The organism is Streptomyces sp. NPDC031132 (genome assembly GCF_055570595.1).
Genome location: NZ_JBVIGX010000010.1, coordinates 1 through 15,729, shown reverse-complemented (window position 1 = coordinate 15,729; position 15,729 = coordinate 1). Strand labels below are relative to the sequence as shown.

General features: G+C 72.6%; 17 protein-coding genes and 2 tRNA genes. 10 read left to right on the top strand and 9 right to left on the bottom strand.

What is annotated here, in order from left to right; all coding sequences use genetic code 11:
* Positions 1-11 precede the first annotated feature (11 nt).
* Together ACZ49B_RS17030 and ACZ49B_RS17025 are read left to right on the top strand one after the other, a co-directional pair.
* Positions 12-470 carry a hypothetical protein gene (locus ACZ49B_RS17030; protein WP_468306219.1) on the top strand — a complete coding sequence of 153 codons (459 nt, stop codon included), beginning with the start codon at positions 12-14 and terminating at the stop codon, positions 468-470.
* 109 nt (positions 471-579) lie between these two features.
* Positions 580-759 carry a hypothetical protein gene (locus ACZ49B_RS17025; protein ID WP_468306217.1) on the top strand — a complete coding sequence of 60 codons (180 nt, stop codon included), beginning with the start codon at positions 580-582 and terminating at the stop codon, positions 757-759.
* Here the strand turns inward: ACZ49B_RS17025 and ACZ49B_RS17020 are convergent.
* Both ACZ49B_RS17020 and ACZ49B_RS17015 read right to left on the bottom strand, forming a co-directional pair.
* The gene (locus tag ACZ49B_RS17020; RefSeq protein WP_468306214.1) at positions 718-1,320 is read right to left on the bottom strand and encodes a CGNR zinc finger domain-containing protein; all 603 of its coding nucleotides are present in this window, start codon (positions 1,318-1,320) and stop codon (positions 718-720) included. The two genes, ACZ49B_RS17025 and ACZ49B_RS17020, sit on opposite strands and share 42 nt — an antisense overlap.
* Before the next feature lie 265 nt (positions 1,321-1,585).
* On the bottom strand, positions 1,586-1,999 hold the full coding sequence (locus ACZ49B_RS17015) for an SsgA family sporulation/cell division regulator (RefSeq protein WP_030011909.1): 414 nt from the start codon (positions 1,997-1,999) through the stop codon (positions 1,586-1,588).
* Positions 2,000-2,176: 177 nt separating this feature from the next.
* Between ACZ49B_RS17015 and ACZ49B_RS17010 the strand changes: the two genes are divergently transcribed.
* On the top strand, positions 2,177-2,626 hold the full coding sequence (locus ACZ49B_RS17010; RefSeq protein WP_468306211.1) for a TIGR02611 family protein: 450 nt from the start codon (positions 2,177-2,179) through the stop codon (positions 2,624-2,626).
* A gap of 46 nt (positions 2,627-2,672) precedes the next feature.
* Positions 2,673-2,744: transfer RNA gene (locus tag ACZ49B_RS17005), tRNA-Val, on the top strand.
* Between the two features lie 69 nt (positions 2,745-2,813).
* Here the strand turns inward: ACZ49B_RS17005 and ACZ49B_RS17000 are convergent.
* The gene (locus ACZ49B_RS17000; protein WP_468306208.1) at positions 2,814-5,165 is read right to left on the bottom strand and encodes an SCO7613 C-terminal domain-containing membrane protein; all 2,352 of its coding nucleotides are present in this window, start codon (positions 5,163-5,165) and stop codon (positions 2,814-2,816) included.
* Positions 5,166-5,298: 133 nt separating this feature from the next.
* On the opposite strand from ACZ49B_RS17000, the gene ACZ49B_RS16995 reads away from it, so the two are divergent.
* Positions 5,299-5,811, top strand: a complete 513-nt coding sequence (locus ACZ49B_RS16995; protein ID WP_468306206.1) for an SRPBCC family protein — start codon at positions 5,299-5,301, stop codon at positions 5,809-5,811.
* Between the two features lie 39 nt (positions 5,812-5,850).
* Positions 5,851-5,922, top strand: a tRNA-Val gene (locus ACZ49B_RS16990).
* 75 nt (positions 5,923-5,997) lie between these two features.
* On the opposite strand, the gene ACZ49B_RS16985 is transcribed toward ACZ49B_RS16990, so the two are convergent.
* Positions 5,998-6,723, bottom strand: a complete 726-nt coding sequence (locus ACZ49B_RS16985) for a 3'-5' exonuclease (RefSeq protein ID WP_053786035.1) — start codon at positions 6,721-6,723, stop codon at positions 5,998-6,000.
* Between the two features lie 222 nt (positions 6,724-6,945).
* Between ACZ49B_RS16985 and ACZ49B_RS16980 the strand changes: the two genes are divergently transcribed.
* Both ACZ49B_RS16980 and ACZ49B_RS16975 read left to right on the top strand, forming a co-directional pair.
* Complete coding sequence (locus ACZ49B_RS16980) at positions 6,946-7,536, top strand: DUF4365 domain-containing protein (RefSeq protein WP_468306204.1); 591 nt, start codon at positions 6,946-6,948, stop codon at positions 7,534-7,536.
* Positions 7,536-8,780: a serine/threonine-protein kinase gene (locus tag ACZ49B_RS16975; protein WP_468306201.1), complete on the top strand. Its 1,245-nt coding sequence runs from the start codon at positions 7,536-7,538 to the stop codon at positions 8,778-8,780. The genes ACZ49B_RS16980 and ACZ49B_RS16975 overlap by 1 nt, the downstream gene beginning before the upstream one ends.
* 65 nt (positions 8,781-8,845) lie before the next feature.
* Here ACZ49B_RS16975 and ACZ49B_RS16970 read toward each other — a convergent pair whose 3' ends face one another.
* The 4 genes from ACZ49B_RS16970 to ACZ49B_RS16955 form a co-directional block, all read right to left on the bottom strand.
* On the bottom strand, positions 8,846-10,024 hold the full coding sequence (locus tag ACZ49B_RS16970; protein ID WP_468306199.1) for an MAB_1171c family putative transporter: 1,179 nt from the start codon (positions 10,022-10,024) through the stop codon (positions 8,846-8,848).
* The gene (locus ACZ49B_RS16965; protein ID WP_468306196.1) at positions 10,021-10,566 is read right to left on the bottom strand and encodes a hypothetical protein; all 546 of its coding nucleotides are present in this window, start codon (positions 10,564-10,566) and stop codon (positions 10,021-10,023) included. The genes ACZ49B_RS16970 and ACZ49B_RS16965 overlap by 4 nt, the downstream gene beginning before the upstream one ends.
* An 87-nt stretch (positions 10,567-10,653) precedes the next feature.
* A complete protein-coding gene (locus tag ACZ49B_RS16960) occupies positions 10,654-11,154 on the bottom strand; it encodes a hypothetical protein (RefSeq protein WP_468306193.1) in 501 nt (166 codons plus the stop codon).
* A gap of 158 nt (positions 11,155-11,312) precedes the next feature.
* Positions 11,313-11,849, bottom strand: coding sequence for a hypothetical protein (locus ACZ49B_RS16955; RefSeq protein ID WP_468306190.1), 537 nt, complete (start codon positions 11,847-11,849; stop codon positions 11,313-11,315).
* A 389-nt stretch (positions 11,850-12,238) separates the two neighbouring features.
* Here ACZ49B_RS16955 and thrS point away from each other — a divergent pair, with 389 nt between their 5' ends.
* The gene (thrS, locus tag ACZ49B_RS16950) at positions 12,239-14,215 is read left to right on the top strand and encodes a threonine--tRNA ligase (protein ID WP_468306188.1); all 1,977 of its coding nucleotides are present in this window, start codon (positions 12,239-12,241) and stop codon (positions 14,213-14,215) included.
* A 16-nt stretch (positions 14,216-14,231) separates the two neighbouring features.
* Here the strand turns inward: thrS and ACZ49B_RS16945 are convergent, their stop codons facing one another.
* The gene (locus tag ACZ49B_RS16945; protein ID WP_468306185.1) at positions 14,232-14,927 is read right to left on the bottom strand and encodes a potassium channel family protein; all 696 of its coding nucleotides are present in this window, start codon (positions 14,925-14,927) and stop codon (positions 14,232-14,234) included.
* 67 nt (positions 14,928-14,994) lie between these two features.
* On the opposite strand from ACZ49B_RS16945, the gene ACZ49B_RS16940 reads away from it, so the two are divergent.
* A complete protein-coding gene (locus ACZ49B_RS16940) occupies positions 14,995-15,555 on the top strand; it encodes an HIT family protein (protein ID WP_468306182.1) in 561 nt (186 codons plus the stop codon).
* The last annotated feature ends 174 nt before the right edge of the window (positions 15,556-15,729 follow it).

The window sequence follows — 15,729 nt, the reverse complement described above, 5'->3', positions numbered from 1 at the left end:
TGGAGGACCGCATGCTTGCCGAGACCATATGTTCCGCGGTGTCCGCGGCGGGCCTGGGCCTCGCCGCGGTGACCGCGTACCGCAAGCGCTTCCTCGCCGCCACGCGCATCGCGGCGTACGCGCTGGTGCCGGTCGCCCTGGTGATGACGGGCTTCGTGGAGTGGGTGTCCGGGATGGTCTTCGATCCGACCGTCTGGGCGGGCTTCGGGCTGCTCGGGCTGTCCTGGGTGCTGTTCATGACCACGCGGGCCGTCGAGCGCCGCAGCCTCGGCGCCGGGGAGAAGCCGGCCAAGCCGGCCAAGGCCGCCAAGGGGCGCCCCGCGCAGGACGCCGTGGCCCCGGCCGCCTCCGCCCCCTCGCTCGGACAGGGCGCCCGTCCGCAGCCGGAGCCCCGCAGGGGGGCCGCCCCCGCCACTCCTGCGGATGACTTCTCCGACATCGAAGCGATTCTGAAGAAGCACGGCATCTGAGGTCCGCGCAGGGAAATGCCGCGAGCGTGACGAGAAGGGGTGAACTCCCGCGTGAACGCTGGCGTGTTGAGGGCCCGCTCGGGACACCTTGGGTCATCATCGCCCCGACATGCTCGACACATCGCAGGGTGAGCCGACGGTACCCGCGCCGGCCCCGGTCCCCGCCCCCGTTGCCGAGGAGCCGCGAGGCTGCCTCTTCGCGCTCTCCCAGCCGCCCCTGATGATCTTCCTAGGGGTGATCGGCACCCTACTGCTGCTGGCCGCCGTGCATGACCTCTTCCTGCTCTGACGCTCCCGCGTCGGCCTCCTTGCGCCGGGCCCGGTACGCCGCCACGTGCAGCCGGTTCCCGCAGGTCCGGCTGTCGCAGTAGCGGCGCGAGCGGTTCCGTGAGAGGTCGACGAAGGCGCGCCGGCAGTCGGGGGCCTCGCAGCGGCGCAGTCGTTCCTGCTCGCCGGAGACCACGATGAAGGCCAGCGCCATGCCGCCGTCGGCCGCGAGGTGGTCGCCGAGCGAGGCGCCCGGCGCGAAGTAGTGGACGTGCCAGTCGTAGCCGTCGTGGTCGGTCAGCTGCGGGGTGGTCCCGGCGGTCGCCACCAGCTCGTTGATCAGTCCGGCGGCGGCCCGGGGATTGGCCGCCCCGAACACCTGGGCGAATTTGCCGCGGACGGTGCGCACCCCGGCGAGGTCGCGGGCGCCGAGCTCGCCGACGTCGCTGATCTCGTACTCGCGCACGAACTCGCGCAGCGAACCGACGTCCGCCAGCCCGTCGGGCTGGTCCGTCTCGGCCGTGGTGTTCACCAGCGCGACGACGACGTCGAGCGCGCGACGGGTGTCGTGGGGAATCTGCACGGTGGTCGCTCCCTGGAGGCCGGGCCTGCGGCGACGGACCAGTGCCGCCGCTGGTGGCCGACTCTAGTCGCCCCCGGGCGGCATCGGGAGGTGCCTCCGCTGCGACTGCGTCACGCAGACCGGCGCCGTCCTCACGGGTGGCTTCCGCAAGAACAGCGCCGGCACTGCCGTATGTGGTTTTTGTCCAGCCCGCACCGTCGCCCCGAGTCGGACGGTGCGGAGTGGCCCCCGGCGCATGCCGGGAGGTGCTCCCTGCAGGCCTGGTTCAGCTTTCGGCCAGGATGTGGGAGAGCTCTTTGTCGAGGTCGAAGTGCCGGTGTTCGGTCCCGGGTGGAACCGCGGCGTCCGTCCGCTTGAGGAACGACTCGAGTGCGCGGGCGGGTGCTTCGAGCAGTGCTTCTCCCTCCGGTGAGCTCAGGGCGATGCAGACGACGCCCTGACCGTGGCTGCGGGACGGCCAGACGCGGACGTCTCCGGTTCCGGTGGGCCGGTGGAGGCCCTCAGCGAGGAGGTCTCGGGCGAATACCCACTCGACCGTCTCCTCGGCGCCGGTGTGGAAGGTGGCGTGCACGGCGTAGGGATCGGCCGTGTCATACCGCAGGCCCGCCGGGACAGGCAGTGAGGACTCGCTCGACACAACGAGGCGCAGGTGCAGCTCGCAGCTGACCGTGGTGTTCATAAGCGCCAGGGCCTTTCGCTCAGTGTGCGCTCGGGGATTCGCACGTCGGCGAAATCGACATGCCACCTACGGTGCCGTTGTAAACCCCTCTGACCGTTTTGCGGACCTCTGGGTCCCTCGGACGGCGGATCCAAACCACCATTCACGTGTGCTTCCGGCTCCGGTAGATTCGGACCCATGAATACGGGGAGTGACCGCGGGACCGAAGCGTCCGCAGCCGACGACGCCAGCACTCAGCAGACCACGGAAGAGGCGCCGCACGTATCGAAGGCGCCCGCCTTCATCAAGTCGCGGCGCAGCCTGCACCTGAGCTGGCAGGTCGGCGTCTTCATCGTCGGCCTCGCCGTCATCGGTGCCGGTGTCGCCATGCTCGTCCTGCCCGGCCCCGGCTGGGTCGCGATCTTCGCGGGCCTCGCGATCTGGGCCACCGAGTTCGCCTGGGCCCACCTGGTGCTGCGCTGGACCAAGCGCAAGGTCACCGAGGCCGCGCAGAAGGCGCTCGACCCGAAGGTCCGCCGCCGCAACATCATCCTGACCAGCGTCGGGCTCGTGATCGCGGGCGCGCTGGTCGGCTTCTACCTGTGGAAGTACGGGCTCACGCTGCCCTGGAACCTCAAGGACCAGTGATGGTCGGGAACCACCGCTGACATGGGGTAATGTTTGCGGTGCGTCCGGGCGATTAGCTCAGTGGGAGAGCACTTCGTTCACACCGAAGGGGTCACTGGTTCGAACCCAGTATCGCCCACCCGGACCAAGGGCCCGGAGACTTTCACCGTCTCCGGGCCCTTGGCGTTTCCGCCCTCCCGGGCCGCCGTCACCCGAGCCTGCCGAGGGCCGCCCGCAGCTGGCGCGCGTCCCGCAGCCGCTTCTCGTACGTCGCCCCCACCACCAGGAGCAGCAGCCCCGCCAGCGCCGGCGGCAGCCAGCGCGGCAGAGCGTCCACCACCTGGACCACGTACGGGGCCAGCTCGTGCAGGGCCACCGCCGCAAGGGCGCCGCCGCCGAGCAGCAGCGGGGCCTGGAGCCGCCGGTGCGCGCCGAGCAGCGTCACCGCGAGCGACGCCAGGCCCAGCAGCAGCGGCCGCAGCCAGTTCGGGTCGCCCCAGGCCGCGACCAGGCTCGGCAACAGCGTCGCCCCCAGCCCCGGCCCGTACACCGTCCAGGACGAAGCCCGCGCGTCCCGGCGGCGGCGCACGAAGCCCACCGCGAGGGCGAGCACCGTCACCGGCAGCGTGTACGCCTCCGGCGCCGCCACCCCGGACGCCCAGAGCCGGATCCAGGTCGCCGCCACGAACAGGGCCCCAGCCGCCCAGCCGAGCCCGCGCCGGTCCGCCCGTACCGCCGCGCCCGCGCAGACCACCCCGGCCAGCGCGCACACCAGCGCCGACAGCGCCGGCTCCCGGACGGGCAGGAGCAGCGCCACCGCGCCGACCACGCCCGCCGTGATCTCCGCCGGGATCCGCACCCGGCCCAGGCGCGGGCCGAGCGCCGCCACCGCCGCCGGAACCGCCAGCAGGGGCAGTGCCCACCAGGACACCGCGAGCCCCCACAGCGCCCCCAGCGCCGCCACCGTGCCCGCCGCGTACCCGACGGCCAGCACCGCCCCGCCGGCCCGTGTGGGCAGCGCGGCGGGCCCGTACGCCGCCCCCGCCGCGCAACCCGCACCCAGCAGCCCGAACACCGCGAACGTGGCCGTACGGCCGTCCAGCGCGGCCACCGACAGGTTCAGGGCCCCCACCGCGGCACACACCGCAGCCGCGTACCCCGGGCCGCGGGCGAACCGCAGCGCACACACCCCGGCCGCCGCCGTCACCGCCAGCTGGGCCGCGAGCACCGCCGCCACCGGCAGCCCGTACGCCATCGGCGCCGTGAACAGCCCCGCCCACGCCAGCACCACCGCGACCACGCCCGGCTCCGCGCGGGGCGGCACCCGCGCCAGCCACCCGGCGGCCCCCGCCGCGACCAGCAGGGTCACCGCGGCCGCCGGGCCCGGCCCGTACGCATCCCGGGGCGGAGTCGTCGCCGCCCACACCTCACCCAGCACCCCGACCCGGAACACCAGCGAGCCCACCGCGGGCAGCAGCGCCGACACCGCGGCCAGCGCCGCCACCCCCGCCCCGGCCCGAACCAGGCCGCGCCGCACCGCCGCCGGGAGCACGGTCGCCCGTACCGCCGCCAGCAGCGGCAGGGCGAGCAGCAGGAAGACCACCACGGTCCACTCCCGCGACAGCCCGGGACGGGCCGGGCCCCCGAGCGCCGCCACCGCAGCCAGGCCGCCGGCGACCGCCGCCGCCATCGCCGAGGGCTCCCGCCACGCCACCCCGACGCCCAGCACCGCGCACGCCGCCAGCAGCAGCGCCGGACCGGTCGCCGCCGCGGCCGAGCCGGCCTGCGCCGACTCCGACAGCCCGGTCAACACGGCGCCCGCCGCGAGGACGGCCGCGCTCACCGCCGCCGGACCGAACACCGACGCCCGCGCGCGGACCCCCGGCGCCGACAGGACGAGCGCCGCGTCCAGCGCCGCCGTCGCCAGCAGCGCCCAGCCGATCCCCATGGGGCCCGCCGCCGCGGCCACCGCCGCCAGCGGCAGCGGGAGCTGCGCCGTGAGCACCGCCGCCGGCAGCGGGATCAGCAGCCCCGGCAGCGCCCGGGCGTACCCCGCCCACAGCGCCGCCAGCACCGCCGCCGCCCCCGCCGCGTACGCGGCGCCGTCCACCCCCGGGACCGCGACCGCGTACACCGCGTACGCGTCCAGCACCGTCAGCAGCAGCCCCACCGCCGCCACCGACTCGGCCGTCGAGCGCAGCCCGCGGCGCAGCAGCAGCGCCGGCGCGCCCAGCGCGGCCGCCGTCACCACGGCCAGCACCGCACTGCGCCCGGCGATCCCCATGGACCCCCAACTGACCAGCGTGAACGCCAGCGCAGCCACCGCCAGCAGCACCGCGCCCAAGGTCAGCAGCACGTTCTGCGCACTCGGGGCCGAGGCCTCCGCCGGCCGGGCGGGGACTCCCGGCGCCGTCCACCCGCCCGGCGCCGGAAGCCGCAGCAGCCAGTCCCGGCGGGCCAGCAGATAACTGCGGCGGGCGTCGAGTTGGACCAGTTCACGATCGATGAGCACGAGCTCCCGGTCGGGCGGGAGGGGGGTGCCGGGTGGTGGAGTCGCCATGTTCCGGAGTGTGGTGCCCGTCACGCCGTCAGGACATGGGCGTGCGTACTCAGATCCGCCCTGAGTACCCACGGAAGGAGTGCATCTGCAAGAGCGGGGCCCGTACGGGGGCCCGCCGGTCCAGACTGGCGCCATGGACCACAGCCGCGCAGGGAACACGGACCGCCGCCACCGGGACCGCTGGAACCACTACCGCTTCCGCAGCGTGTGGGACCTCGACGCCCCGCCCGCCCGGGTCTACGCCGTACTCGAACAGACCGGGGACTACCCGCGCTGGTGGCCCCAGGTCCGCGCCGTCGAGCAGATCGACGGACACAGCGGCACCCTGCACATCCGCTCCGTCCTCCCGTACGAGATCCGCACGACCGCCACCGAACTCCTCCGCGACCCCGGCCGGGGCCTCCTGGAGGCCGCTTTGCACGGCGACATCGAGGGCTGGGCGCGGTGGACCGTACGCGCCCGCCGAGGCGCCGGCGGACACGGGACACGGGCCCTGTACGAGCAGGAGGTCGAGGTGCGCAGCCCCCTGCTGCGGCGCCTCGCGGTCCCCGCGCGGCCCGCGTTCCGGCTCAACCACGCCCTGATGATGCGGGCCGGCCGGCGCGCCCTCGCCGCCCGTCTGGCGGCCACACCGGAAGCGGTTTGAACCAGACCCCGTGCCTCTTGTATGGTTCAACTCGTTCCCGGGCGATTAGCTCAGCGGGAGAGCACTTCGTTCACACCGAAGGGGTCACTGGTTCGATCCCAGTATCGCCCACCGGGTCAGGCCGGTCCGTCACACGACGGACCGGCCTTCCGCACATCCGGGGGCCGTTGGCCCTCGGTCGTCGACCTACGCCGCCGCAGGCAGCTCCGGCCGCAGCGGCCAGTGCGGATCCACCGACTCCGGCGTCCCCTGACGCGCGAACCACGCCTGCAGCCCCCGCGCCTGCGCCGCATGCCACACCGCCTGCAGCGTGTGCAGCTCCGCCGGCGTCAGCCGCTCCAGCCGCGCCGCGAACCGGCGCCCCACCGCCCGTACGACCTCCAGCGAGGCCAACGCGTCCACCGCCGCGTCGTGCGCCCCCTCCAGCTCTATCCCGTAGTGCGCGCACAGATCCGTCAGCGTGCGACGGCCCTTGCGGTACCGGTCCAGATGCTTGTCCAGCACCCGCGGATCCAGCACCGTCAGCGGCCGGTTGTCCAGATAGCGCGCCAGCGTCGACGCCCGGTGCCGGCGCAACTCCCGGTCCAGCAGCGTCAGATCGAACGGCGCGTTCATCACCACCACCGGCCGGCCCGCGACCTGCTGCTCCCCGAGCGCACGGGCTATCTCTTCCACGACCGGCGCGGGCCACCGCCCGTTGCGCTGGAGGTGGTCATCCGTCAGACCGTGCACTTCCGTGGCGCCCGGGGGCACCGGAATGCCGGGATTGACCAGCCAGCGGGTGGAGCGGACCCGGCCGCCCGCACACTCCTGCACGACGAGAGCGGCGGACACGATCCGGTCCTGCTCCACGTCCACCCCGGTCGTCTCCGTGTCGAATGCGGCCAGCGGGCCCTCGTACCAGCGCGTCATGGCGAACTCCTCGTTCCCGATCGGCAGTTGGGGGCACCCGGGCGCCGCCGCCTCGGAACGTGCCACCCCCGCCCGCATCGGTGATACCCGGCCTGTTTGCGCCGTACGCCGTTTGCGGGCCCTCTGGTACGGAGACAACTTCCCTGGGGGACCGCACACCTGACCGGTCATCACCCCGTCCACCCTCATTCGGCAGAGCCCGGAAGGCATGGGGAGCCGGCCATGGCGCTCGCGCAGCCCGAACCGGGCGGGATGCTGCAGGGGCGGACCGATCCGCGCAGCGACGCGCGGACCGGACCGCTGCGCGGCACGCTCGCCACCACCGCCTGCATGGAGACCCTCCAGGTGGGATACCTGCACGCCGTCGCCGCCGCGGCCGGCTGCTCGCTCTCCCAGCCCTTTCCGGACAACGGCATCGACTGGCAGGTCAACCACGGCGCGGCCGAGCACGTCGTCGACGACGAGGTCACCATCAAGGTGCAGCTGAAGGCGACCTACCAGGTACCGCCCAGACCGGCCGGACCCACCTTCGCGTTCACCCTCGACAACGAGCACCTGGTGAAGCTGGCCCGCACGCCGGTCGCCGTCCACAAGATCCTCGTCGTGATGCTCGTCCCGCGAGACCGCGACCAGTGGCTCGCCGCCGGCCACGACCGGCTCGACCTGCGGCACTGCTGCTACTGGACCAACCTCGCCGGGCACCCCGTGACCGGCCGGCGCCGGACCACCGTACGGATCCCCACCACGCGGATCTTCGACGACCGGGCGCTGTGCGAGATCATGACCCGGGTCGGGTCGGGAGGGACTCCTTGATGCACTGGCACTCACCGAACCTCGAACCGCTGACGTCCCCGTCCGAGTACGGGGACTTCTCCGACTCGGGGACGCCCGATCCCGCCCACGTCGACCCGGCCGTGCTGGGGGCCCTGCTGCACCGGCACGGCTGGCAGCGCCGGGGCGGGGCCGCCGGGCGGTACGGGCGCTGGACGCCGCCTGCCGTTCACGGGTCGGCCGGCGGGGGGAGCAGCCTCCTCGTCCCGGAGAGCCGCGCCTTCCCCGACTGCTCCGACCTGCTGGAGGAGGCCCTCACCGCGCTCGCGCGCAGTGCGCTGCCGTCCGCGCGGGAGGTGCTGTACGGACTGAGCGTGCCCAGCGACGAGATCCGCTGGGACCGGCGGATCCCGGAGGGCCCCGAAGGGCCGTACGGGCCCCAGGGCGCGGCGGCGTGGACCGTGCAGGAACAGCTCCGCTCGGCCGCCCGGCAGCTCCTGCTCGCCGGGGCCCTCGCGGACCGGGCCAGGGCCGGGTACTACGGCGCCCGCCACCGCGGACAGGCCGAACGCGCCCTGGACGGGGTCCTGGTGGGGCCGGCCCCCGGCGGGCGCAGGCTCACCGCGTACGTCCCGGTGGACGGCGGGCGGGGCACCATGACCCGGCTGCACCACGCCCTGCACGCGGCCCGGGAGGCCGTGGACTACCGGCGGGCCACCGGCGGCATGGAGGCCTTCGACGCGGCGGTCGAGGCCGGCGTCAGCCGGGAGCTCGCCGATGCGCTGATCGCGCTGGTGCGGGGGTCGGAGGGGGCCCGCATCGCCCTGGCCTGGGCGCCGGCGGCCGGGGTCCCGGCGGGGTGCGCGGCCCGGCCGGAGCCGGTGGAGTTCTCGCCGGGGGACCTGCCGGTGCTCCGGGAGGCGGCGGCGCGCTACACCCGGGACGAACCGGCGGTTCCCGTGCGGCTGGCGGGCGCGGTGGTCCGGATGCGGCGCTCGGCGCCGGGCGGCGGGGGCACGATCCGGCTGCGGGTCCTCGCGGGGGCGGAGATCCCGTACGTACGGGCCGTCCTGGACGAGGAGGCGTACCGGGTGGCGGGGCATGCGCATCTGGTGGGCGTGCCGATCCGGGTGACCGGGCGGTTGCAGCGCCGGGGCGGGTTCCGGCGGTTGACCGATGCCGCGGATGTCACGCCGGTGCCGCTGGACGAGGTCGAGCGGGACCGGCTGATGAAGTCGCTGGACGAAGCGCTCGATCCGGGGGACGTCCTCCCGTCCGACGAGTAGGCCCCGTTCGTCGGCCCGGCCGATCAGACCCGGCCGATCAGACCCGGCCGATCAGACCCGGCCCCTCAGACCCGGTCCGTCTCCTTCGGAGCGCAGGGGCCGGCGGCCGGCAGGGCCTGCGCCGTCCGCCGGACCAGGGGGGTCCGGTAGGCCGCCGCCACCCGTTCCAGCCATGCCACCTCGGCGTCCAGATCGCCGTCCGCCGCCGGCCCGGCCCCGCCCGCCGGGTCGCCCGGGCCCGTCGCGCGGCCGGGTCCGCGGACCGCACAGCGCAGGGCCACCGCCTCCGCCGCGGCCTCCAGGGCCGGCCCCGACAGGCCCGCGGCGACCAGCGCCGCCCGCGCCTCCTCCCGTACCGGCCGGAGGGCCAGCGCAGCGTCCCGGATCTCGATGACCCGCCGGTACAACAGCACGTCGGGGTCGCGTTCCAGCGCGGGGGGCAACGGCAGCATCACCTCCGGAGCCACTTCCCGCAGCGCCAGCCACAGCGGCCGGATCCGCCTCAGCCGACGACGCACCCGCCGGACCCGGAACCGCTCGGCCAGACTCGGCCAGGCCACCCCGAGGATGAGCAGGGGCAGCGCACAGGCCATCAGCACCTGGGTCGTGGCGACCGCTGCGGCATTGCCGAACCACCCGGGCACGATCGCGTGCACCACCAGGTACGCCACCCGGTGGGTCACGTAAAGCAGCCCGCAGACACTGCCCGCACCGATCAGGCGCAGCGAGGTCCGCAGCGAACCCGGCGCGGCCTGACGTCCGTAGCGAAAGCACATCGAGGTGGAGAGCGCGAGACCCCAGCCGAGGTAGAGCATCACGATCCCCCAGTAGGTGAGGGACCAGCCGGTCGTCTCCTGGGTCAGCAGGTCCTCCTCCCCGTCCGGGCGGGGCATCGCGGCGAACACGGCCACCAGCGCCGGCCCGGCCACGGCGAGCCCCCGGACGGGAGCCGACAGCCTGCGCCCCTCACTCGTCGTCCGGTGAACGAACTCGATCAGACAGGACGCGGACCCCAGCGTGAGCAGATGGACGATCAGGTTGGTGACGCTGGCGACCCCCAACAGGCCGTCGATGCAGCGCCGGATGCCGGGGACCCCGGCGGTGATCGCCGCCGCCTGGAACAACAGGGCGATCCACAGGGCCTTTTCCCGCCGCCCGCCGGCCAGTGCGCCCCGGCCCATCCAGACCGAACCGAGCACCACCGGACCCAGGACCGCCACATCGACGGCGCGGACCGCGCTCATGCCCGCCGCCCGAGGCCGAGCGTCTCGCCCAGCCGGCCGAGCACCCCGGCGGCCCGGGGCGAGGCACTCCGCTCGGCCACCGGACTGTTCGCGGCGTGGCTGCTGATCAGCGTCGCCAGCAGCTCGGCCTGCCGTTCCTCGACGGCCGAGTAGTCGGTCCGGCCGCGGGCGAGCATGCGGTTCACCATGGCCGGGTCGAGATCGGGGAAGAGGCCGGCCGGAACGGGCAGGTCGCCGTCACCCAGCCGTCCGTGGTCGAGCAGCATGTGCGCCAGCTCGTGCAGGACGATGTGTGTCTGGTGCACCCGGCTGGTCGCGGCCTCGTAGAACACGACGTCCGCGTCGCCCAGACTCAGCCAGAGACCGCACACACCCGCGTCGGCACCGGCCGCCTCCGGCAGCGGGAGCAGATGGAGGGGGCGTCCGCGGCGCTCCGAGAGGGAAGTGCACAGACGTTCCACGTCCAGCGGACGGGTGATGTCCAGCTCCTTCAGGATGCCGGCGAACCGGGCATCGAGCGCAGACCAGTTGTCGCGCCGCATCGGCCCCCCTGCGTACCACGCGCACCCGCCCTCCCCGGCGGAACGCGACTTTCGGGGGGAGTCTATGCACCCGTCACGGGAAGACCGTCATCCCGACCGGTCGGCGCCGTCCGTGCCGTTCGTGCCGTCGGCCACGCGCCGGGCCCGTTCCACGAGCGTGCGCACCACGTCGATGCCGTGTGCGGAGGAGGTCGCCACCGCGGCGGCGCGGAGCGCCACGGCCTGGACGTCGTTGGCCCGGATGGCATTGAGGAGGCCCAGCTGCGCCATGGTCTGGGCGGCGACGTCGTCGTCGACGAAGTAGGCGGTCGGCACGCCGAAGAAACGGGCCAGGGAGCGGAGCGTCCCGATGGTCGGGTTGGGGACCTTGCCGTTCACCAGCATGGAGAGCCGGCCGACGGAGAGCGTCGTGTCGCCGGCGCCGCCGTCCTCGCGGATCCCGTCGACCACTTCTTGCAGCGTGTGGCGGCGGCGCAGCGGCTGCACATGGGAGAAGAGGTACTCCAGCCGGTCGGCCAGGCGCAGCGCCTCGGCCGGAGGCTCGTCCGGCGGCGCATCGTTGTCGGCTGCCTGGTCGCCGTCGTCCACCGCGGGTCACCTCTCACCGGGATCTCTCGTCGGAAGTATTCCGCACGGATGTGGGCGGGCGCAGCCCGGTGGGGCGGGCGACCGGGAAAGCCCGAAGCGGGCGGTGGGAAGGGGTGTCCCCTTGCCCGCCGCCCGCACCCCCGTTCTCGGGCCGCGGTCTAGCCACGCACCGCGAGCTTGATGGCCTCCATCGGTCGGTTCTCACCGGTCGTGCCGATCTCGAGGCTGCTGACGTAGCCGCTCCAGCCCGTCCAGCCGTAGTTGCGCAGGTGGGCGTCGGCGGAGACCTGGCCATGGCTGAGGGAGATCTCGAGGGCCTCGATCGCCCGGTTCTTGCCGCTGCTGCCCACGGTCACGGTGTAGCCGTCCTGGGCGCTGCACGTCGGAACCGGGTCCCAGCCCTGGTCCTGGATGTGGGCCCGTACACAGATCCGGCCGACGCCCCCGGCGCTGATCATCAGCCCCTCCATGGTGCGCACCTCGCCCTCGGTACCGACCTTGCCGCCGTCGCAGTTCTGGTACTCCTGCCAGCCCTTGTTCTGGAGGTAGGCCCGGTAGCAGATGGAGGTGCCGGAGGAAGCGGAGGTGACGCCGACGTCGCCGGCCGTGGCCGCGCCGGCCGGAGCGGCGCCGACCACGGTGCCGGCGACCGTGAGCGCGACGGTGGTGAGGATGGCGGAGACTGACGTACGCATGGGAACCCCCGGGTCGTGCCAACGGCCGGAGCCGCTCTGGCGATCACATAGTTGTCAGGTCATGGCCGACTAGGCAATTTTTAATGAAACGCGGAGTTGTCGGTTCGACCGGATTGGGTGCGGTCTCCTGCGATATGTGGGGCGTTTTCCAGTCACCCCACCATCATGATCGGCGTGTTTCTGTCCTCCGGGTTTCACTAAATACTCATCAACGGGGTCGGGTGGGCGAAGTCGGGGCGACCCCGAACGTGGGGGAGCGGGGCTCGGCCCGGAAAGAAGCGCAGGTCGAGGCAGGGGAACGCGTAACCGTTTCGCGGCGGAGGCGGTCGGCTCGGTACGATTCAGGCGCGCAGCGTTCGCTCGCGCATCCCCTGAGTCAGGAGAGACCGGTGTCAGACGTCCGTGTGATCATCCAACGCGATTCCGAGCGGGACGAGCGCGTGGTGGCCACGGGCACTACGGCGGCCGAGCTGTTCGCGGGCGAGCGCACCATCGTCGCCGCGCGCGTGGCGGGCGAGCTCAAGGACCTTGCGTACGCCGTCCAGGACGGCGAGATCGTCGAGCCGGTCGAGATCTCGTCCGAGGACGGACTCGACATCCTGCGCCACTCGACCGCGCACGTCATGGCGCAGGCCGTGCAGGAGCTCTTCCCCGAGGCCAAGCTGGGCATCGGCCCGCCGGTCCAGAACGGCTTCTACTACGACTTCGACGTGGCCCGGCCCTTCACCCCGGAGGACCTGAAGGCCATCGAGAAGAAGATGCAGGAGATCCAGAAGCGCGGCCAGCGCTTCTCCCGCCGCGTCGTCACCGACGAGGCGGCCCGCGAGGAGCTCGCCGACGAGCCGTACAAGCTCGAGCTCATCGGCATCAAGGGTTCGGCCTCGACCGACGACGGTGCGAACGTCGAGGTGGGCGGCGGCGAGCTGACCATCTACGACAACCTGGACGCCAAGACCGGCGAGCTGTGCTGGAAGGACCTCTGCCGCGGTCCCCACCTGCCCACCACCCGCAACATCCCGGCGTTCAAGCTGATGCGCAACGCGGCCGCGTACTGGCGCGGCAGCGAGAAGAACCCGATGCTCCAGCGCATCTACGGCACCGCCTGGCCGTCGAAGGAGGAGCTGAAGGCCCACCTCGACTTCCTCGCCGAGGCCGAGAAGCGCGACCACCGCAAGCTCGGCAACGAGCTGGACCTCTTCTCCATCCCGGACGAGATCGGCTCCGGCCTGGCCGTCTTCCACCCGCGCGGCGGCATCATCCGCCGGACCATGGAGGACTACTCGCGCCGCCGGCACGAGGAAGAGGGCTACGAGTTCGTCTACTCCCCGCACGCCACCAAGGGCGCGCTCTTCGAGAAGAGCGGCCACCTGGACTGGTACGCGGAGGGTATGTACCCCCCCATGCAGCTCGACGGTGGTACCGACTACTACCTCAAGCCCATGAACTGCCCGATGCACAACCTGATCTTCGACGCGCGCGGCCGCTCCTACCGCGAGCTCCCGCTGCGCCTGTTCGAGTTCGGCACCGTGTACCGGTACGAGAAGTCGGGCGTCGTGCACGGCCTGACCCGCGCCCGCGGCTTCACCCAGGACGACGCGCACATCTACTGCACCCGTGAGCAGATGGCGGAGGAGCTGGACCGGACCCTCACCTTCGTGCTGAACCTGCTGCGCGACTACGGTCTGACCGACTTCTACCTGGAGCTGTCGACCAAGGACCCGGAGAAGTTCGTCGGCTCGGACGAGGTCTGGGAGGAGGCCACCGCGGTCCTCCAGCAGGTGGCCGAGAAGCAGGGCCTCCCGCTGACCCCCGACCCGGGCGGCGCGGCCTTCTACGGCCCGAAGATCTCCGTGCAGGCGCGCGACGCCATCGGCCGTACCTGGCAGATGTCGACCGTCCAGCTCGACTTCAACCTCCCGGAGCGGTTCAACCTCGAGTACACCGCCCCGGACGGCTCCCGCCAGCGGCCGGTCATGATCCACCGCGCGCTGTTCGGCTCCATCGAGCGGTTCTTCGCCGTGCTGCTGGAGCACTACGCCGGCGCCATGCCGCCGTGGCTGGCCCCGGTCCAGGCGGTCGGCATCCCGATCGGTGACGGGCACGTGGAGTACCTGCAGGAGTTCGCCGCCGAGGCGAAGAAGAAGGGCCTGCGGGTGGAGGTGGACGCCTCTTCCGACCGTATGCAGAAGAAGATCCGCAACCACCAGAAGCTCAAGGTCCCGTTCATGATCATCGTCGGTGACGAGGACATGGCCGCGGGCACCGTCTCCTTCCGATACCGCGACGGTTCGCAGGAGAACGGCATCGCCAAGGACGAGGCCCTGGCCAAGTTGGCCAAGGTCGTCGAGGACCGCGTCCAGGTCTGACCTGCGGGGCGACGGCTCAGTGAGGGGCCCCCGGGGAACTTCCGTTCCCCGGGGGCCCCTCGTCTTCGTCCTCCCGGCGGAAGACCTGGATCAGCCAGGACGAGAAGGAACCCGTCACGGCGCCCAGCAGGCCCAGGCCGAAGGTCATCAGCCCGATCGCGATCAGCCGTCCCCTCGGAGTCACCGGGGCGACGTCGCCGTAGCCGACCGTCGTCAGCGTCTGGCACACGCACCACACGGAGTCCCAGAACGTCTGGATCGGGGACGCCGGATCCTGGTGCTCGACGTGGTACAGGCCGAGCGAGCCGGAGAAGCCGAGCAGCACCGACGAGAGACCGGCGTACGTGATCACGCGCGGGTAGAGGCTGCGGCGCGGGCGGTCGTGGTGTTTGGCCTGGATGGCGTCGTGGACCTTGACCATCCGCAGCGCCCGCAGCGTCGGCAGCAGGACGACCAGGGCGTCCAGCCAGTGCGTCCGGATGAACCGCCTCGGCCGCTGGCGGCTGAGGACCAGCCGCACCAGGAAGTCCACGATGAAGCAGAGCCAGGTCACCAGGACCAGGATGCTCGCGACGTCCCGCCAGAGGTGGTGGGCGTCGTTGGCCAGCACGCGGACCGCGTACCCGGCGAGGAACACCAGGGAGGCGTAGAACAGGGGGAGCTCCGTACGGCGCTCCCAGGCGGCGTCGCGGGTCTCGGCTTCTTCGCGCATGGGCCCAGCATCGCGGTCGAGCTGCCGGTCTTCGCCCCGACGACACGCCCGCCGGGGGCAAGGTCATATGCTGCATGTCATGACGATTGAGCCGGAGCAGCAGATCGGTGTGGGCACGCAGGACGCGTTCCAGCGTCTGTGGACGCCCCACCGGATGGCGTACATCCAGGGGGAGAACAAGCCGACCGGTCCGGAGGCCGGGGACGGCTGTCCCTTCTGCGGGATTCCGGAGATGTCCGACCAGGACGGCCTGGTCGTGGCCCGGGGCAAGCACGTCTACGCCGTGCTGAACCTGTACCCGTACAACGGCGGCCACCTGATGGTCGTCCCGTACCGGCACGTCGCCGATTACACGGAGCTCGACGCGGCGGAGACGGCCGAGCTGGCGGATCTCACCAAGCGGGCCATGATCGCGCTGCGCAAGGCGTCCGGGGCGCACGGGTTCAACATCGGCATGAACCAGGGCGCGGCGGCGGGGGCCGGCATCGCGGCGCACCTGCACCAGCACATCGTGCCCCGCTGGGGCGGGGACACGAACTTCATGCCGGTCGTCGGCCACACCAAGGTGCTGCCCCAACTCCTGGCGGACACCCGCCAGATGCTCGCCGGAGCCTGGCCCACCGACTAGGGCTTGTCCGGCCGATCATGTTCGGAGCCAGATGCTGAGGGCTGCGGCGGTTGCGGTGCCAAGGTAGACGTAGCGGCGTTTGATGCCCCTATGGATGTCAAGCAGCGACTCCGGCGGGTCTTGTCTGGTCAGCCGGAGTGGTGGCGGGGACGATGAGTCGGTAGATCTCTCGTG

Excerpts from the sequence above, each read along its gene's own strand:
- ACZ49B_RS17030 (WP_468306219.1), top strand. The coding sequence starts at position 12 with ATGCTTGCCGAGACCATATGTTCCGCGGTGTCCGCGGCGGGCCTGGGC.
- ACZ49B_RS17025 (WP_468306217.1), top strand. The coding sequence starts at position 580 with ATGCTCGACACATCGCAGGGTGAGCCGACGGTACCCGCGCCGGCCCCG.
- ACZ49B_RS17015 (WP_030011909.1), bottom strand. The coding sequence starts at position 1,999 with ATGAACACCACGGTCAGCTGCGAGCTGCACCTGCGCCTCGTTGTGTCG.
- ACZ49B_RS17010 (WP_468306211.1), top strand. The coding sequence starts at position 2,177 with ATGAATACGGGGAGTGACCGCGGGACCGAAGCGTCCGCAGCCGACGAC.
- ACZ49B_RS17000 (WP_468306208.1), bottom strand. The coding sequence starts at position 5,165 with ATGGCGACTCCACCACCCGGCACCCCCCTCCCGCCCGACCGGGAGCTC.
- ACZ49B_RS16995 (WP_468306206.1), top strand. The coding sequence starts at position 5,299 with ATGGACCACAGCCGCGCAGGGAACACGGACCGCCGCCACCGGGACCGC.
- ACZ49B_RS16985 (WP_053786035.1), bottom strand. The coding sequence starts at position 6,723 with ATGACGCGCTGGTACGAGGGCCCGCTGGCCGCATTCGACACGGAGACG.
- ACZ49B_RS16980 (WP_468306204.1), top strand. The coding sequence starts at position 6,946 with ATGGCGCTCGCGCAGCCCGAACCGGGCGGGATGCTGCAGGGGCGGACC.
- ACZ49B_RS16975 (WP_468306201.1), top strand. The coding sequence starts at position 7,536 with ATGCACTGGCACTCACCGAACCTCGAACCGCTGACGTCCCCGTCCGAG.
- ACZ49B_RS16970 (WP_468306199.1), bottom strand. The coding sequence starts at position 10,024 with ATGAGCGCGGTCCGCGCCGTCGATGTGGCGGTCCTGGGTCCGGTGGTG.
- ACZ49B_RS16965 (WP_468306196.1), bottom strand. The coding sequence starts at position 10,566 with ATGCGGCGCGACAACTGGTCTGCGCTCGATGCCCGGTTCGCCGGCATC.
- ACZ49B_RS16955 (WP_468306190.1), bottom strand. The coding sequence starts at position 11,849 with ATGCGTACGTCAGTCTCCGCCATCCTCACCACCGTCGCGCTCACGGTC.
- ACZ49B_RS16945 (WP_468306185.1), bottom strand. The coding sequence starts at position 14,927 with ATGCGCGAAGAAGCCGAGACCCGCGACGCCGCCTGGGAGCGCCGTACG.
- ACZ49B_RS16940 (WP_468306182.1), top strand. The coding sequence starts at position 14,995 with ATGCTGCATGTCATGACGATTGAGCCGGAGCAGCAGATCGGTGTGGGC.